Origin of the sequence: Tenacibaculum dicentrarchi (assembly GCF_964036635.1) — a bacterium.
In the GTDB taxonomy this organism is placed as follows: Bacteria; Bacteroidota; Bacteroidia; order Flavobacteriales; family Flavobacteriaceae; genus Polaribacter; species Polaribacter dicentrarchi.
In genome coordinates, this window is sequence record NZ_OZ038524.1 from 2,048,068 (window position 1) to 2,065,850 (window position 17,783).

The following is a 17,783-nucleotide window of genomic DNA, read 5'->3' on the forward strand; positions in this document are numbered from 1 at the left end:
TATATGGTTTATTTATCTCTAAAAAACAATAAAACAAAGCATTTATAGGTGTATTAAAATACCCGTACTTACTGTATATTTACAGCTTATATAAAGTTGAAAATTATGCAAAACAGTAACATGCAAGAGTATATTAATGAAGTGCTAAAAAACATGCCTACCGATTGGTTAAATTTAACAACACATCGACTAGATATTTACAATGAAAAATTAGCAAAAGTTGAATTTACAAATCAGTTCGAAAGCTTATTTAATAACAATAACAGTCAATTATCGGCGCTAAGTGAACTGCCTACCGCTTACGATTATATTCGACTTGGACATCCTTTGTCGTGTGTTTTAGAATGGGTTATTTCAAAAATGAATGATTTAAATTCTGAAAACATCATCAGTTTTTCTTCTACTACAATGCCTATTTTAGCCATTCTTAGAAGTAATTTACAGCAAAATAAAAACACCCAAATAATTTATTCCGATAAATTGCCAGCTGCTTTTAATGCCGATGTTTTACAAAATGTTTATGGGTATAAATTTGAACTAAAAAAAATTACTGATAAAATTTCTAATTTTGATGGTAGTACTATTTTAATATCCGAAGAAAAAGAAATTTGTAATTTCAATATAAATAGCAATCCTAATATTGATTTTTTTATCAATATAAATACAAAATTAGGAAGTGTTTTAGCAGTAAATAAAAAGGAAAATCAAGAATATATTTCGGAAATTCAACACGTCAGACGTAGAGAAAGTATTGCGATGACTCCTGCCGATTCACTAGCTGTTTTACAATCATTTGTAGTTAAAAAAGCAAGTTCAATTTCTTCGGATATTACTAAAAGCAATTTATTAGAAGATAAGGCTTCGGTTTTAAAAAGTATCCAAGAAATTACCGATAGCACCATAACCCCGCTGGTTGCCTCTAGCGGACTGTCTATTCAATATGCTATTTTAATGGGATTAGTTGACCATGCACAGCAAAATAACAACGGAAAAACTATTAAAATTGTCGTTCCACCAAATTGTTACGGAGGTACCAACGACCAAGCAAGACGTGTTGCCGCTTGTCTTGAAAATGTAGAAATTGTTGATTTATTAGTCGATGGCGGTAACGATATGGTAAAGAGTATCGATGCTGTGTTGGCTAAAATAGCCCTAGAAGACGCTGTTCCTTTTATCATTGCTGAAATTCCTACCAACCCAAGAGTTGAAGTTCCTAATTTAGATGATTTAAAAACTGTTTTAACTAAAAAACGTACTACAAACTCAGGAACAATCGCTGTTGACCCTGTTTTTATTTTAGATCAAACTTTTTGTCCGAACGTTCACTTTTTAGGAGAAAATGCCATATTATCAAGCGTTCGTACTATTTCATTTGCTAGTGGCTCAAAATTCCCTAGTGGCGGAAAATGTACCGCAGGTTATTGTGTTGGAAACAAAAAATCGGAAACCTTAATGGATAAAATAGCCATTCATTTAAACGTTACCGATAACCAAGCAACGGCACTTCAATACAACATATTGGCAAAGCAATTACCATCTATGAACCAACGAATTATAGATGCGTATAAAAACACCCGTGAATTTGTAACTTTTATTACCGATAATTTACCAGGCGCAAAAATAAATTTTGTATCCGAAGAATTAGCTTCTCAAGGCTTTACGCCCTCTGTTTTCTCTTTAGATTTACCGACAAAAGGAAATTCTGATGCCGAAAAAGAGACTTATAAAAGAGCCTTAAATTTAAAATTAATCAACCTAATGATTACCGAAATACCTACCGAAAGTAAATTTTGTGTAAGTTACGGACAATTAAAAGGATGCTACTGGACAATTCCTGCAACCTCAACCCAAGGAACCACCAAAGAAGGCGACAAAGATTATATTGTACGCGCCTCACTTTCGGCAAATATGGATTTAGAATTGCATAAAAAAATATTTTTAGACTTTGTAAAAAGCATCTAATATTTGTTTTTAAAATACTTAGAGCCTGTTTAAAAATTAAATAAACTGTCAGTTCGAGTGATTTTTTTCCTTCAAAAAAATTGTATCGAGAACTTTTTTGTATAAAATTCATCAACATAAAAGAACTCAAATTCTCGATACAATTTTAATTCCTTTTAGTCATTAAAATCACTCGAATTGACAAGAATTATCAAAAAAAGCTAAAAACTACGGCAAATCAGGATGCGAAACTGAACTAAATTCAGTTTGACAGAACAGATTCGATTTCTTATTTTGATATTACAAAACTTTTTTAGATGAAATTTAGACAGGCTCTTAGAACAGCCTTCACATTTTTTTAATATGAAGGCTGTTTTTTTGTGTATTACTAAAAATTATTTGAAGCAATTTCCCGCTTTCCGCACTCGCTTTTTTTGAAAAAAATCAAAAAAGAGCTCAAACAAATGCCTCAATCGGGGCTAGGCATTTGTACTAAAAAGTAAATATAGTTAACCTAACTATATTTATCAGCAATACATCTTTCAGAAAAGAAATTAACAACAAAAAAAACAGCCTTTAATTTTACATCAAAGGCTGGTTTTTTATTCAATTTTAGTTTCTATTATGGCTGAATTACTTCTTCTGAAGCCATTAAACCAAAAAACTTATTTAAGTTTGGTAAAATAATTATTTTTGTTCTTCTGTTTCTTGCTCTGTTAGCTCTTGTTTTATTATCAACCAAAGGTAAAGATGAACCTCTTCCTGATGCAATTAATCTGCTAGCGTTAACCTTATATTTATTTTCTAAAATACGTACAATTGACGTAGCTCTTTTTACACTTAAATCCCAGTTATCTTTAATTACTTCGTTATGAATACCTCTTGAATCGGTGTGTCCTTCAATCATCACATCCATACTAGGTTCCGATTTAATGATATCTGCCAATTTTTTAAGCGTTTTATACGCATTTCTATTTACATTATAACTTGCTGTTTTAAACAACATTTTATCTGAAATAGAAATCATTACTACTGTTTTATCAATGTTTACATTAATATCGTCAGAGTTTTCTAATTCAGCAACATTTATTGATTTTTTCAGCTGATAAGAAACCGCTAAATTCATAGAATCTTTTAACGTTTTAGCATTTGCTAATAAATTAGCATCAACATTTGCTAAAGTTTTACGCATCTTAACTTTCATATCATTAGATATTACAGCACCTTCCACCATATCTAATTTAACATCGTTCTGTTTTCTTAACCCTGAATTAATGCCTCTTAATGAATTTATTTTAGAGTTATAAATAGCAACTCTATTTTCAATTTTCGCAAATTTTGCTGCTAACGCTTCTTTTTCTAGAGTTGTTTTTTGAAGTGTACCTTGTGTTGCTTTGTATTGCTGTTCTAACTGAACATATTTTTTCTTTGAAACACATGATGTTGCTAAAACTGAAACAGCTGCTAAAACTGAAACTTTTTTCATTACTTTTTTCATTACTTAATTCTATTTAATATGACTCCTAAACTAAACTTTTAAGGTTTTAGTATGCAGAATATTTATTTTTTTAAAAACACCTCAGCCATCATACAACGGGCACTTCCACCTCCACAGGTTTCAATAACCTCTAACGAACTGTGTATTATACTGGTATGTTTATTTATTTCCTGAAGTTGATTTGCAGTTAATGAATTATATGCCGATGAACTCATTATTAAAAATTGCTCATCATTTGCACCTTTTACCTGTAACATGTTTCCTGCAAACTGTACTACCTGCTCTTCTGTAATTGCAATTACCTGTTTTCCGCTTGTTTTTAAATGCTTAACAACCGATTTTTTTTCTTTCTTATCATCAATTGAAGCTAAACAAACAATAGCAAATGTTTCGGCAACACACATCATTACATTAGTATGATAAATTGCAGCAACTTCTCCATTTACGGTTTGATTTGCGGTAAAAATTACGGGTGTATATTCAAAATCTTCACAAAATTCAATAAACAACTCTTCATCAGCTCTTGGCGATAAAGCGCAATATGCTTTTCTATTCACACGATCTAAAATCATGCTTCCTGTACCTTCTAAAAAAACATCCTGTTCTTCGGCTTCAGAATAATCAACAATACTATTTATTTTAAAACCCTGTTCCTCTAAAATAGTCAATACATCTTCTCGCTTTTCTAAACGCCTATTTTCGGCAAACATTGGGTAGATAGCCACATCGCCATTTTCATGAAAAGAAATCCAGTTATTAGGAAATAAGGCATCAGGAGTATCTGTTTCTTTGGTATCTTCTACTACAATAACATCAACCCCTACCGCTTTTAATTTTACAACAAAAGCATCAAATTCTTGCTGTGCTTTTGCGTTAATTGTGGCAGGTAACATATTGGCTAATTCTTGCTGATAATAATTATTTACAGCCGTTTGCTCGTTCATTCTAAAACTAGCAGGACGCACCATTAATATGGTATTTGTAGTTTGTTGCATCTGTTTAAAAGTATTGAATTTAAAATATTTTATATAAGAAATTTATTTGTTTTTGATGATATCCGCTAGGTAGCTCGCATCATTTGCCACCCCTCCTAAGGTTGCCGATCCACGGGTAAACATCCAAGGTAAACCGATAAAATATAAACCTTCAATAGTACTTACGCCTCTGTAATTTTTTGGATACCCGTCTTTGTCTAACTCTAAACTTTCAATCCAACTAAAATTTGGGCGATATCCTGTTGCCCAAACAATATTTTTAATGCTAGAAACCGTTTGTTTTTCAAAAGTAATATCGGTGTTTAATGCACTATTTGTACGTCCTACAGCAATCACATTTTTTCGAGAAAGAATCTCTTTTACGTCCGTTCCAATAACAGGCTGTATTGATGAATTTATTTTTTTACCAATCCAGCTATATTTGCTGTAACTTAAAAAACCGATAAGTGTAAACCACCACCATAATGTTTTTCCTAAAAATTGCTGTGGTAACGACTTTACATTGGTATCTCCCGAAAAATAAACCGTTCGAGAACCATCTTTCGACAATTCGTTTAAAATTTGATAACCAGAATCGCCTCCACCCACAACAAGCGCATCACCATTTTGTAATTGGCTGTCATTTTTATAAAAATTACTATGCATCTGCAAAACACTTTCAGAAATTTTAGTGTGGCAAGGTGGCGTGTACGGAATATGAAAAGGACCGGTAGCTACAATAACATTTTTGGTTTGAATTTCACCCTCTTTATAGCCTACCAAAAAACCATTTTCATTTTTTTTAACCGATGTTACCAAGGTGTTTAACTGTACATTGATATCAAATTTTTTCACGTAGTTTTTAAAGTAATCACTCACCTCAACCTTTGTTGGATAATGTCCTTTTGGAGCATCAAATTTAAAACCAGGTAAATGATTATATTCTGTTGGTGTAAATAACTTTAAAGAATCCCATCTGTTTAACCAAGAAGCCCCAATTTCTTTCTCACCATCTAAAATGATGAATTTTTTGCCTATCTTTTTTAAATGATACGCCATTGATAATCCCGCTTGTGCTCCTCCAATTACTACATAATCTAACATCTGTTATCTTTTTATAATTTACCCTTCAAAGATAGGAAAAATAAGGGGCATCAATTTTTAACACTAAAAACATATTGATAGTCTTTAGCGCTTAATTTTAAGTTATTTTTATTTTAAATGATTAATTCCATGAAAATCAATAAAATAACATCATTTTAAAGTGAATTCAATAAATAATGTTATGTAAAATAGAGACGCAATAAATTACGTCTCTACCTATCTCTGTTTTAACAAAAAATTTCATTTAATAATTTTGCCAAACGCAAGCCTCCTTTTTGTAACTGTTCTCTTACCACAGGAAAATAATCATACGAATAACGGTAACTTAGTTTATCGCCTGTTTTTACAGAACCATATACTTTTTTCGTTAATGTATGCGTGTCTTGCATCCAGTCGATAACAGTTCCTTTTTGAAGTGCTTTAATTTGTTCTTTTGATAAACGCTTTGCATTATCGGCTAATTCTAAATAGCTCATATCCCACATATTTATTAAATCGCCATCCCAAACTCTATGCAGGTTAGACCCCTTTCCATGCCATTGTACCTGTATTGCATTTCCTCCTTTATTTTCTTTCTGCCCAATATGTAATGGTTGGTGTAAATCACCTATTAAATGCACTAGCATTTTTAAATAAAAACGCTTGTCTTTAATACTACTATTTTTATCTTTTAAAATTTTCACACAGGCTTTAATTCCTGTAATTAAATCACCTTTTGGATTTTTAGCAACCTCACTATATTTTGCATCTAACGGCATGTTTATATAATGCCAAGTGTAAAATTTCCCAAATTTTTTTCTATCCGATTTTATTTCATCAGCATATGTTGACACAAACGCCAAGCTTTCGCCTTGTAATAATTTATCAATCTGACGTTTTGCTTTTTTCGTTAAATTATTTTGTGCAATTTCTCCTGTTGCCCTATGCCCTGTTTGACCCCAAAAATCTTCATTATTTGCGATAGCCGATGTGCTTATTAAAAAAACACAAAACAATACTAATACCTTAAGTTTCATAAAAATTACTTTAAATTTCTACAAAAATATACATTTATTTACTCAGACATTTGGTTTTAACAAAAATTTAAACATATCTTTACGATATCATTTTGATATCACTTTAAATTAAAAAAAATGCAAAAAGAAAAAATTATCAATCCAGTAAACGGTTATTTAATGTTCGCAATCGTTTTACTGCTCGTTATTAGCGGAATTGTAGCATCAATAATCAATGAAAATATCGGTTTTATAGTCATTTCAATAGCGGGTTTTATACTATCGCTTGGCTTTATTTTGGTAAATCCGAATTCTTCTAAAGTATTATTATTTTTTGGTAAATATGTAGGAACGGTAAAACAAAACGGCTTGTTTTGGGCAAACCCTTTATACAAAAAAAAGACTATTTCATTACGAGCAAGTAATTTTGATAGCGAACGTTTAAAAGTAAATGATAAATTAGGAAACCCTATAATGATTTCTACCATTTTAGTGTGGCGGGTTACCGAAACCTATAAAGCAGCTTTTGATGTTGATAATTACGAGAATTTTGTCCGTGTACAAACCGATGCTGCCGTGCGTAAATTAGCAAGTATGTATCCGTATGATAATTTTGCAGATGAAGGACACAAAGAAGATATTACCCTACGTTCTAGTATTAATGAAGTTAGTCTAGCTTTAGAAAAAGAAATAGAGGAGCGTTTGTCTATTGCAGGTATTCAGGTTTTAGAAGCTCGTATTGGTTATTTAGCCTATGCCCAAGAAATTGCAAGTGCTATGTTGAAACGTCAGCAAGCAACCGCTATTGTTGCGGCACGTCATAAAATTGTGCAAGGAGCCGTAGAGATGGTTGAAATGGCTTTAGAAGAATTAAATAAAAAACAAATTGTCGATTTAGACGACGAACGAAAAGCCGCAATGGTTAGTAATTTATTAGTTATTTTATGTGGTGATAAAGAAGCCTCGCCTATTGTAAATACAGGAACTTTAAACCATTAAATAAGATGAAAGTATTTAAAGAAGCGCAAAAATTCACACAAGTTTGGGTTATTTTACTCTTTATTTTGTTGAATAGTTTTTTCCTATATGGAATTTATCAACAATTTATTTTAAAAATTCCTTTTGGAGACAATCCAATGCCGAATTCAGTTTTAATACTATCAACTGTTTGTTTTATACTATTAACACTCTTTTTTTTCAGTATGGAGTTAACAACAACAATAGATGAAACAGGTATTTATTATCAATTTTATCCGATACAATTAAAGGCTAAAAAAATAAGTTGGAGCGCTTTAAAATATGCTAGCGTTGTAACATTTAACCCAATATTAGACTATGGAGGCTGGGGAATTAAGCACAATTCATACACTGTAAAAGGTCGTATTGGCATACAACTTGTTTTAAAGAGTGGAAAAAAACTACTTATCGGCACTCAAAAAGAACAGAATGCCACACGAATTTTAGAAACCTATCAAAAAAAGATGAAATGATTGCAATTATTACGCTAATAATAGTCGTTATTTTTAATAGTATCATTTATTTTGCAAAAAAATAACAATGGCAAAAAAGAAAGCATTTGCACTTCGTATAAATGAAGACATGATTAAGGCAATTGAAAAATGGGCTGCTGATGAATTTCGTTCAACAAACGGACAGATTGAATGGATGCTTATGCAAACACTCAAGCAAGCCAAACGTGAACCTAAAAAGGAAGAACAGTAATTTTGTTTGTCTTTCTCTTATAAAAGCAAAAACCTCTTAATTTAATTATAAATTAAGAGGTTTTTAAAATAAACACTAACAATTTAAAACCGAAACACCTACTTTTAATATTCCCTTTTTTTATGCTATAATTTTGATACTTTAGCAGAAAATTAGATATTAATGACAGCACCAATTATTACAAACGATGCCATTGTTTTCGGAATTTTAATGATTTCTTTAGGCTTTGTATTTTATACCGAATCAAAAACTAGCGGTTTTTGGCATAAATTTTACAAAATAGTTCCAGGATTATTTATGGCGTATTTTATACCCGCACTTTTCACCACTTTTGGCGTAATTTCCCCTGAATGGGAAAGTTTAAATTCCGCAGGTGAAATTGTAAAAGGAAAATCGCAATTATATTATGTAGCAAGTCGATTTTTATTACCCGCTGCTTTAATTTTAATGACCATCAGTATCGATTTAAAAGCAATCTTTAACTTAGGATCAAAGGCATTAATTATGTTTTTTACAGGAACTGTAGGAATTATAATCGGTGGACCAATTGCTATTTTATTAATCTCTATCTTTTCGCCAGAAACTGTTGGAGGAGCTGGTTTTGATGCCGTTTGGCGTGGGCTTTCTACCCTTGCAGGAAGTTGGATTGGCGGAGGCGCAAATCAAACAGCTATGTTAGAAATTTACAAATACAACCCTCAAAAATATGGCGGAATGGTCTTTGTCGATATTGTTGTTTCTAATATCTGGATGGCTATTTTATTAATCGGAATTGGTAAAAAAGATAAAATTAATAAATGGTTAAAAGCCGATACCTCAGCAATTGAAGAGCTAAAAGAAACCATGTCAACCTTTACAAAAAGCGTACAAAGAAACCCAAGTTTAACCGATTTTATGCTTATGCTAGCAATTGCCTTTGGTACTGTTAGTTTCGCTCATTTTACATCTGGATATTTAAGTGATTTTTGTAGTAATTTAATCGCAGGAATTCAATCAAAAGGTTGGCAGAATATCTTTTCATTTTTAGGCTCAAGCTTCTTTTGGTTAATTAGTGTTTCAACCATTATTGCTATTGGATTATCGTTTACAAAAGCCAAAAATTACGAAGGCGCAGGCGCTAGTAAAATAGGGAGTATTTTTATCTATATATTAGTTGCATCTATCGGAATGAAAATGGATTTAGCTATGATTTTTGATAATCTTGGCTTAATTGCCATTGGCGTAGTTTGGATGGCTATTCATGCAGGATTACTAATTTTTGTCGCAAAATTAATTAAAGCACCTTATTTCTTTTTAGCCGTAGGAAGCCAAGCCAATGTTGGCGGTGCCGCTTCTGCTCCAATTATAGCACAGGCATTTCACCCATCGTTAGCCTCGGTTGGCGTGTTATTAGCCGTATTTGGATATGCTATTGGAACCGTTGGTGCAATTATCTGTACAATTTTAATGGAATTATCGGCTACTTTATAACAGAATTCAGCATATTTGCAACTTAAAAATTATATTTACTTATGAAAAAAATTATCGCAGTTTTAGCCTTTTCTATATTGGCTTTCGCATGTTCTTCTAAAAAAGAAGGAAATATGATTGTTAAAGGTCAAATTAAAGGATTAAAAAAAGGGACGTTATATCTTCAAAAAATGAACGATACCGTTTTGGTTTCTGTTGATTCTGTTGCTTTATTAGGAAGCGATAAATTTACTTTGTCAGACGATGTAAGCTCGCCGGTAATGTATTTTTTAACTTTTGATGGAAATACCGATAATAAACATATTATGTTTTTTGGTGAACAAGGAAACATTACTATTAACGATAACTTAGACGAATTTGGTTTTAAACCTGAAATAAAAGGCTCTAAAAATCAAGAAGTAATGGATAAATTTAATAAAATAGACACAAAATTTAAAGATTTACGTTTAGGTTTTATTAAAAAAGATTTTGATGCACGTGCCGCCAAAGACACTGAATTGGTAAAGCAATTAGAAAATGATTATAAAAAAATGATGAAGCGTCGTTTTTTATTTTCTACTAATTTTGCCATCGCAAACGCCAATAGCGAAGCTGCTCCTTACATTGCTCTATCTGAATTATTTGATGCCAATGTTGTATTGTTAGACACCATTAATAACAGCCTTTCTAAAACTGTTAAAAGCTCTGATTACGGAAAACGTTTACAAAAATTTATTACCGAAATTAAAAATAAAGAAACTGAGTAATTCGATATTTCTTACAATAACAAAAAACTCGATATTATAAAATATCGAGTTTTTTTTACTTTAATTTTTAGGTAATTTTACTATATTTTCATGGAGCTAATTCCCGCTTTTCGCACTCGCTCTTTTTTGAAAAAAATCAAAAAAGGAGCTCAAACAATTGCTACAATCGGGGCTAGGCTTTTCGTACTCATTTATTATTAAAAAACTAAAATACCTTATATTTTAAACGATATTATCGGTAATTTACTATGATTAGCGATATCTTCAGAAATACTTCCTTCAAAGAAATGAGAAAGCCCTTTGCGCCCATGTGTTGCCAGAGCTATAATATCGACATTGCTTTTATCTGCAAAATATAATACACCACTTTCTACGGTATAATCTGAAATAATTTTTACATTTTTTACACAGGAAACATCTTCACCTGCTTTTTCAAAAAAATCAAACATACTTTGCTCAATTTCTTTACTGCTTTTAAAACTAATAGTAGGCGTGCTTACATATAATAACTCTAGTTCGCAATCTAGTTTTTTAAAGAAATTTTTAGCCGTTAAATATGAACCTACATCATTAATTGAAAATTCACAAGCAAATACTGCTTTTTGTAATTTCGAAGTAATTGGAGTTTCTTTTACAACTAAAACAGGCGTAGTTGCGTATCTAATTACCTTTTCGGTATTTGAACCAATAAACATTTCCTCAATACCACTTGTACCTTTAGATCCTATAACAATTAAATCTACATTTTCACGCTTTGCTAAGGCATCTAATTCTGTAAAAATTTTAAAATGTTTAATAATTGGTGTTACTTTTATTTCCGATAGATAATCTTTGTCTAAAAATTCGGTAAACTTTTTTTTAGCCAATTCTAATAAAAAAACCGATTCTAATTGCGTAAAATTTGCCGATTGATTCATCATAACATGCGACAGTTCTAACATATGAACAACAACAATTTCCGCATTATTTTTTTTAGCTAAAGAAGCGGCAGTTTTTAAGGCATTTTCAGAATAAACTGAAAAATCAACGGGAACAATTATTTTTTTCATCTTAGTATTTATTTAGTTTAGTACTCACTAAAGTTACTAAATTTAATTGATAAAAAGAGCTATTACTATGGCTAATTCAATTTAATGACAGCCTTTAATTGGCACTGTTAAATTACTTACTGGTAATGGAGAAACATAAGGTATTCCTAAGCCCAAGCCTCGTAAAATAAATAATATCCCTATAAAAACTACTACATAAGGAATGATTTGTTGTATTCTTTTTCGAATTAAAGCATTGGCAAAATTACCAACATATACAATTATGGTCATTAACGGAATTGTTCCTAACCCAAAAATAAACATATATAAACTTCCTGACAAAGCATTTGTGGTAGCCACTGCACCAAAAACAGCCATATAAACCAACCCACAAGGTAAAAATCCATTTAAAAAGCCAATAGTAAAAAAAGTATCATTTCCTTTCTTTTTTAATTCTTTTCCTAATGATGACTTTATTTTCATTACCCATTTATTAATCGATTTTGAAAAATTATATTTTTGAAACGTTTTTGGTAAAAGAATTACCAAAATCATTAAAATACCTACCACTATTGAAAGTTGCTGCTGAAATCCGAAGAAATAAAAACCTTTTCCTAATAACCCGAATAACAATCCAATTAAGCCATAAGTGAATAATCTTCCAAAATGATAACTTAAAATTTGAAAGAATTGTTTAATTTTATTGCTTCTATCAACAGGCAACATAAAAGCTATGGGTCCACACATTCCTATGCAATGAAAACTTCCTAATAGTCCAAATATAAGCGCTGATAAAATCATTAATAAATTAACTCTTGCTCAAATAAATAAGGTGTATTTTTGTAATTCCAAGAAACGATAATGTTCCATCGACCACCCAATAAACGTTTCTCAGGCACGAGCAAATATGTATTAGAAATTGAAATAGGCATTTCAAAATCTAATTGTTTATTAGATGGTCTGTATAGGAACACTTTTCCTTTAATATCAGTAGGATTAAATGCTGTTGGAAAATAGATTTTTAATCCTTCTGATACTCTTTGTACTTTAATATTTTCTGATAATTCTTTAGCATTTTTAGTAGCGTCTATATCGCCCTGAAAAACCAATTCTTTTTGATAATATTCTTCTGATACCAAATCATGATTGTAATTATTTCCTGTACTCATTGATATAACAAAATACAGAATAAAACTCATAAATGCGATAATTGCAATTACGATACCCGCGCCCCAGTTTAGTTTCATCTTAAGTGTTTTAATATGATTAAAAATAAAGCAAGCCGCTTATAAAAAACAACTTACTTTATTTGTATTTTTAGTTAGCTATAATAGCTATCGATAACTTCTTGGTCCTAAAAAGTTAGTTTTTGTGGTTTCTATTAATTTATCGCCACTATAAACACCAATTCTGAGATGTACTTTTTCATCTTCCATTTCTGCTTGGTGCATTTCAATAAATAAGGTTCCTTCTGCTAATCCTTGCCTTGGAATTTCAAAAGCCTTTTGGGTTACTGTTTTTATCGTCCCTTTATGAGAAAGTAATTTATACGTTACATTATCAATTTGTTTGGTTGTTTTATTAATAACCTTAAAGGTATAAACATTACTAATTATGTCATTTTTTTTATGTTCGTATAATCGCCCTGGTAATCGTAAAATAGTAGCTTCTACGTCATTTCTTAAAAATAACATTCCTATTAAAACAGCTATTAAAATTCCTAAAACAGCTGTATATCCTTTCATTCTAGCGGTAAATTGAAAAGGTGTTTTCTTTTCAATATTTTCTTCACTTGCAAAACGAATCAACCCTTTTGGTAAACCTACTTTTTCCATCATATGGTCACACTCATCAATACATGCGGTACAGTTTACACATTCTAATTGTGTTCCGTTTCTAATATCGATTCCTGTAGGACATACATTTACACATTGAGCACAGTCAATACAATCTCCTTTTCCTGTAGTTGCTCTGTCTTCTTTTTTACTAAATTTTCCACGTCCTTTTTCACCTTCTCCTCGTACATGGTCATAGGCTACATTAATTGTTTTATTATCTAACAAAACTCCTTGTAATCTTCCGTAAGGACAAGCAATAACACATACTTGCTCTCTAAACCATGCAAAAATAAAGTAAAAAACAGCTGTAAAAATCAATAATGAAATTAACGTACTTGTATTATCTAACGGATTACCTGTTGCGTATTCAATTACAGTATCGCCTCCTATTAAATAGGCTAAAAACACATTAGCTATTAAAAATGAAATGATAAAAAAGATGCACCATTTTAAAAGTCGTTTTTTTATTTTTTCGGCATTCCAGGCTTGTTTTTCTAAGCGAATTTGTTTCCCTCTATCGCCATCAATCCAATATTCAATTTTTCTAAAAACCATTTCTAAAAAGATGGTTTGCGGACAAATCCATCCGCAGAAAATGCGCCCAAAAACAACGGTAAATAAAATAATAAACACCACGCCCACAATCATAGAAACTACTAATAAATGAAAATCTTGTGGCCAAAAAGGGAATCCAAAAATATTAAATTTTCGCTTTATTACATTGAATAATAAAAACTGATTTCCGTTAATTTTCACAAATGGTGCAGCTAATAATAGTAGTAATAAAAAATAACTAACATACGACCTGTATTTATAAAATCGTCCGCTTGGTTTTTTAGGATACACCCAAGCACGCTTACCTTCTTTATTGATGGTACCTATACTATCTCTAAATTGTTCGTTCTTGGGTGTTTCCATTATCAACTATTAAAAAAATCAATTATACTTATTTTGTCTTTTATTCAACAACTACAGGAGCAGGCTCCTCTTTATGTAATTCTCCTTGTGGTGCTTTTGGGTTTGCAGGTGTTGTTCCTTGGAAAGACATAATATAACTTGCTACTTTTTGAATATCTTTAGGTTTTAAAGTTTTACCCCAAGCAACCATTCCTTTTCCATCTCTACCTCCATTAGTAATAGTGGTAAATACATTTTTAATACCTCCACCTAAAATCCAATATTTATCGGTTAAGTTAGGTCCAATACCTCCACCACCATCAGCAATATGACATGCTGCACAGTTTAAATTAAAGACTGCTTTACCTCTTTTTAAATCACTTTCAGAAGTTAAAACAGTAACAGTTTCAGCATCAATAACAGCTTCTTTTGAAGTTGATTTATAAGCTTCTAATTCTTTTTTAGCAAGTGCAATAGACTCTTCATATTCCATTACTTGTGTATATCCATCTAAAACTTCAAAACGTACTAGATAAACTACAGCAAAAATAATTGAGATATAAAATAATCCTACCCACCATGGTGGTAAGGTATTGTCTAACTCCCTAATTCCATCATAATTATGGTCTAAAACAATTTCAGCTTCTTCTTCTATAGCTTTTGCTTTAGTCCATTTAGATATTAATTTTCTTGCCCAAGCAAAATGATCTACTTCATCAGGATTAATTCCTGCTTTAATCATTGCTATTTCTTCAACTTTTTTAACACCTATTATTGTTAAAGCTTCTTTTGCTAAAACAACCAATCCGAAGGCTATAATTCCAAGCCAAACTAATGGATTTTCTAAAATATTATAAGGATTTTCATATGAACTAATTGCTTTAGCTAATGCAAATGGTGTTAAAAAGATAAATAAAAATGATATTGCCGATTGAACTCTTGTATAATTCTTTGGCATTGCATCATTCACCTTATTTATTAAGGTATTAGATAACACTTCTTTTAGAAGAACTACCAAACCTAAACCTATTGTAATATACCAAACTATTGGATTTTCTAAAAAATTAAAAGGTTCTTTGTATGCCTTAAATGCCACTGCTAATATAAACGGCATTGAAAAAACAAAAAGAAAAGATACTATTGATTGTATATATTTTTTCATAATAATTTGTTTTAGTCGTTTAAAGGTAAATCGCTTACCTTACTTATGTATTCTTTTTTAGCGGTAAATACCCACCAAAATAACACCACAAAAAATGTAAAGAATATTGTTAATGAAATCAAAGGGTATATTTCAATACCAGCAATGCTATCCATATGATTTTTTACGAATTTTAACATCTTTTCTATTTTTTACTTAGTTGTTTTTGAACATCTTTTACTTTAATATCAGTACCTAAACGTTGTAAATAAGAGATTAAAGCGACAATTTCTCTATCTTTCATTTCGATAAATTCTTGTCCGTTTTCTTTCGCATATTTCTTGTCAGAAGCATAATTTTTAGCAAAATCAGGATCTTGATGTAAGTTTTCTTGAATTTTAGCACCTTGTGCATCCATACTAGCTTGCGCATTTGCTATTTCTTGCTCAGTATAAGGAACTCCTAAAGTTACCATAACTCTCATTTTATCTTCAGTACTACTTTTGTCTAACTTATTTCTAACAATCCATTTATATGATGGCATTATTGAACCTGGAGAAGTACTTTGAGGGTCATACATATGATTTAAGTGCCAGCTATCAGAATACTTACTTCCAAGCCTATGTAAATCTGGTCCTGTACGTTTAGAACCCCATAAAAATGGGTGATCATAGACAAACTCTCCTGCTTTAGAGTATTCACCATATCGCTCAACTTCTGATCTAAATGGTCGTACCATTTGAGAGTGACATCCTACACATCCTTCTCTAATATAAAGGTCACGCCCTTCTAATTCTAGCGGTGAATATGGTTTTACACTCGATATAGTTGGTATGTTTGATTTTACTAATATAGTTGGTACAATTTGAACTAAACCACCTATTAAAATAGCAACAGTTGCATAAATAGTTAATTTAATTGGTTTTCTTTCTAACCAAGTGTGCCATGCTTCTCCTTTAGTTCTGTGCTTAGATACTTTTGTTAATGGTGCTGCTTCGGCTAAATCGTCAGTAACTTCACTACCAGATTTTATGGTTCTTACCATATTGTAAATCATCACTAATGCTCCTGCAATAAACATACTTCCTCCAATAGCACGCATCCAATACATTGGAATTATTTCGGCTACTGTTTCCAAAAAGTTACCATACGCTAATGTTCCATCAGGATTGAATTGTTTCCACATTGATGCTTGTACAAATCCTGCAACATACATCGGTAGTGTGTACATGATAATTCCTAAAGTACCTATCCAAAAGTGAAAATTTGCTAAAGCTGTAGAATATAATTTTGTTTTAAATAACCTTGGTACCATCCAGTAAATCATCCCGAAGGTAAAGAAACCATTCCATGCTAATGCACCAACGTGTACGTGTGCAATAATCCAATCAGAAAAATGTGCAATTGCATTTACATTTTTTAAAGATAACATTGGTCCTTCAAAAGTAGCCATACCGTAACCAGTAATTGCAACTACCATAAACTTTAAAACAGGATCGGTACGTACTTTATCCCAAGCACCACGAAGTGTTAATAATCCGTTTATCATTCCACCCCAAGACGGCGCTAATAACATTATTGAAAATGCAACTCCTAAATTTTGAGCCCAAGTTGGTAAAGCTGTATATAATAAATGGTGAGGTCCTGCCCAGATATAAATAAATATTAACGACCAAAAGTGAACAATTGATAATCGATAAGAATATACCGGTCTGTTTGCTGCCTTAGGAACAAAATAATACATCAATCCTAAAAACGGTGTTGTTAAGAAAAATGCTACTGCATTATGTCCGTACCACCATTGTACTAATGCATCTTGCACACCTGCATATACTGAATATGATTTTAAAAACCCAACAGGTAAAGCTAAACTATTAAATATGTGTAATACTGCAACTGTTACAAAAGTTCCTAAATAAAACCAAATAGCTACATATAAATGACGCTGTCTTCTTTGTAATATTGTCCAAATCATGTTTACACCAAAGGCAACCCAAACAAGTGCAATTGCGATATCAATAGGCCATTCTAATTCGGCATATTCTTTAGAACTTGTATATCCTAAAGGAAGTGTAATTGCTGCTGCGACAATAATTGCCTGCCATCCCCAGAAATTAAAATTACTTAAAAAGTTACTCGCCATCCGTGCTTTTAGTAATCGTTGTAACGAGTAGTAAACTCCTGCATAAATAGCATTCCCTACAAAAGCAAAAATCACTGCATTGGTATGTAACGGACGTAAACGCCCAAAACTCAACCATGAAATTCCTTCTGTAATATTTGGGAATAAAAACATTAATGCCAATAATAAACCTACCGAGAAACCTACGATTCCCCAAAGTAGTGTGGCGTAAATGAATTTTTTTACGATTTTGTTATCGTAATAAAATTGTTGCATTTCCATAATTTAATTGAATTTAATATCTATT

Annotated in this window: 17 protein-coding genes; 6 read left to right on the plus strand and 11 right to left on the minus strand. The window is 31.4% G+C overall.

Features of this window, described 5'->3' with window-relative positions:
* Positions 1–105: 105 nt before the first annotated feature.
* Positions 106–1,962: a PLP-dependent transferase gene (locus ABNT14_RS08815; protein WP_101902883.1), complete on the plus strand. Its 1,857-nt coding sequence runs from the start codon at positions 106–108 to the stop codon at positions 1,960–1,962.
* A gap of 601 nt (positions 1,963–2,563) precedes the next feature.
* On the opposite strand, the gene ABNT14_RS08820 is transcribed toward ABNT14_RS08815, so the two are convergent.
* From ABNT14_RS08820 to ABNT14_RS08835, 4 genes are all read right to left on the minus strand, one after another.
* Positions 2,564–3,427: an OmpA family protein gene (locus ABNT14_RS08820; RefSeq protein ID WP_101903378.1), complete on the minus strand. Its 864-nt coding sequence runs from the start codon at positions 3,425–3,427 to the stop codon at positions 2,564–2,566.
* A gap of 74 nt (positions 3,428–3,501) precedes the next feature.
* Positions 3,502–4,434 (minus strand): citrulline utilization hydrolase CtlX, encoded by a 933-nt coding sequence (ctlX, locus tag ABNT14_RS08825; protein WP_101902884.1) that lies wholly within the window; start codon positions 4,432–4,434, stop codon positions 3,502–3,504.
* Positions 4,435–4,476: 42 nt separating this feature from the next.
* Positions 4,477–5,517, minus strand: a complete 1,041-nt coding sequence (locus ABNT14_RS08830) for a flavin-containing monooxygenase (RefSeq protein WP_101902885.1) — start codon at positions 5,515–5,517, stop codon at positions 4,477–4,479.
* 227 nt (positions 5,518–5,744) lie between these two features.
* The gene (locus tag ABNT14_RS08835) at positions 5,745–6,533 is read right to left on the minus strand and encodes a S1/P1 nuclease (protein WP_101902886.1); all 789 of its coding nucleotides are present in this window, start codon (positions 6,531–6,533) and stop codon (positions 5,745–5,747) included.
* Positions 6,534–6,650: 117 nt separating this feature from the next.
* Between ABNT14_RS08835 and ABNT14_RS08840 the strand changes: the two genes are divergently transcribed.
* From ABNT14_RS08840 to ABNT14_RS08860, 5 genes are all read left to right on the plus strand, one after another.
* Positions 6,651–7,511 carry an SPFH domain-containing protein gene (locus tag ABNT14_RS08840; RefSeq protein WP_101902887.1) on the plus strand — a complete coding sequence of 287 codons (861 nt, stop codon included), beginning with the start codon at positions 6,651–6,653 and terminating at the stop codon, positions 7,509–7,511.
* 5 nt (positions 7,512–7,516) lie between these two features.
* Positions 7,517–8,002 carry a hypothetical protein gene (locus tag ABNT14_RS08845; protein ID WP_101902888.1) on the plus strand — a complete coding sequence of 162 codons (486 nt, stop codon included), beginning with the start codon at positions 7,517–7,519 and terminating at the stop codon, positions 8,000–8,002.
* A 67-nt stretch (positions 8,003–8,069) separates the two neighbouring features.
* Complete coding sequence (locus ABNT14_RS08850) at positions 8,070–8,234, plus strand: Arc family DNA binding domain-containing protein (RefSeq protein ID WP_101902889.1); 165 nt, start codon at positions 8,070–8,072, stop codon at positions 8,232–8,234.
* Between the two features lie 162 nt (positions 8,235–8,396).
* Complete coding sequence (locus ABNT14_RS08855) at positions 8,397–9,704, plus strand: DUF819 domain-containing protein (RefSeq protein ID WP_101902890.1); 1,308 nt, start codon at positions 8,397–8,399, stop codon at positions 9,702–9,704.
* Positions 9,705–9,745: 41 nt separating this feature from the next.
* Complete coding sequence (locus ABNT14_RS08860) at positions 9,746–10,450, plus strand: DUF4369 domain-containing protein (protein WP_101902891.1); 705 nt, start codon at positions 9,746–9,748, stop codon at positions 10,448–10,450.
* A 215-nt stretch (positions 10,451–10,665) separates the two neighbouring features.
* On the opposite strand, the gene ABNT14_RS08865 is transcribed toward ABNT14_RS08860, so the two are convergent.
* From ABNT14_RS08865 to ccoN, 7 genes are all read right to left on the minus strand, one after another.
* Positions 10,666–11,499, minus strand: coding sequence for a universal stress protein (locus ABNT14_RS08865; RefSeq protein WP_101902892.1), 834 nt, complete (start codon positions 11,497–11,499; stop codon positions 10,666–10,668).
* 81 nt (positions 11,500–11,580) lie between these two features.
* The gene (locus ABNT14_RS08870) at positions 11,581–12,279 is read right to left on the minus strand and encodes a sulfite exporter TauE/SafE family protein (protein WP_101902893.1); all 699 of its coding nucleotides are present in this window, start codon (positions 12,277–12,279) and stop codon (positions 11,581–11,583) included.
* Positions 12,279–12,725, minus strand: coding sequence for a FixH family protein (locus ABNT14_RS08875; protein ID WP_101902894.1), 447 nt, complete (start codon positions 12,723–12,725; stop codon positions 12,279–12,281). Before ABNT14_RS08875 ends, ABNT14_RS08870 begins: the two co-directional genes overlap by 1 nt.
* Before the next feature lie 87 nt (positions 12,726–12,812).
* On the minus strand, positions 12,813–14,234 hold the full coding sequence (ccoG, locus tag ABNT14_RS08880) for a cytochrome c oxidase accessory protein CcoG (RefSeq protein ID WP_101902895.1): 1,422 nt from the start codon (positions 14,232–14,234) through the stop codon (positions 12,813–12,815).
* A gap of 40 nt (positions 14,235–14,274) precedes the next feature.
* On the minus strand, positions 14,275–15,375 hold the full coding sequence (locus tag ABNT14_RS08885) for a cbb3-type cytochrome c oxidase N-terminal domain-containing protein (protein ID WP_232113621.1): 1,101 nt from the start codon (positions 15,373–15,375) through the stop codon (positions 14,275–14,277).
* 11 nt (positions 15,376–15,386) lie between these two features.
* Entirely contained in the window at positions 15,387–15,554 is a 168-nt protein-coding gene (locus tag ABNT14_RS08890; RefSeq protein WP_058885574.1) for a cytochrome C oxidase subunit IV, read from the minus strand.
* 5 nt (positions 15,555–15,559) lie between these two features.
* Positions 15,560–17,758, minus strand: coding sequence for a cytochrome-c oxidase, cbb3-type subunit I (ccoN, locus tag ABNT14_RS08895; protein ID WP_101902896.1), 2,199 nt, complete (start codon positions 17,756–17,758; stop codon positions 15,560–15,562).
* Positions 17,759–17,783 lie beyond the last annotated feature (25 nt).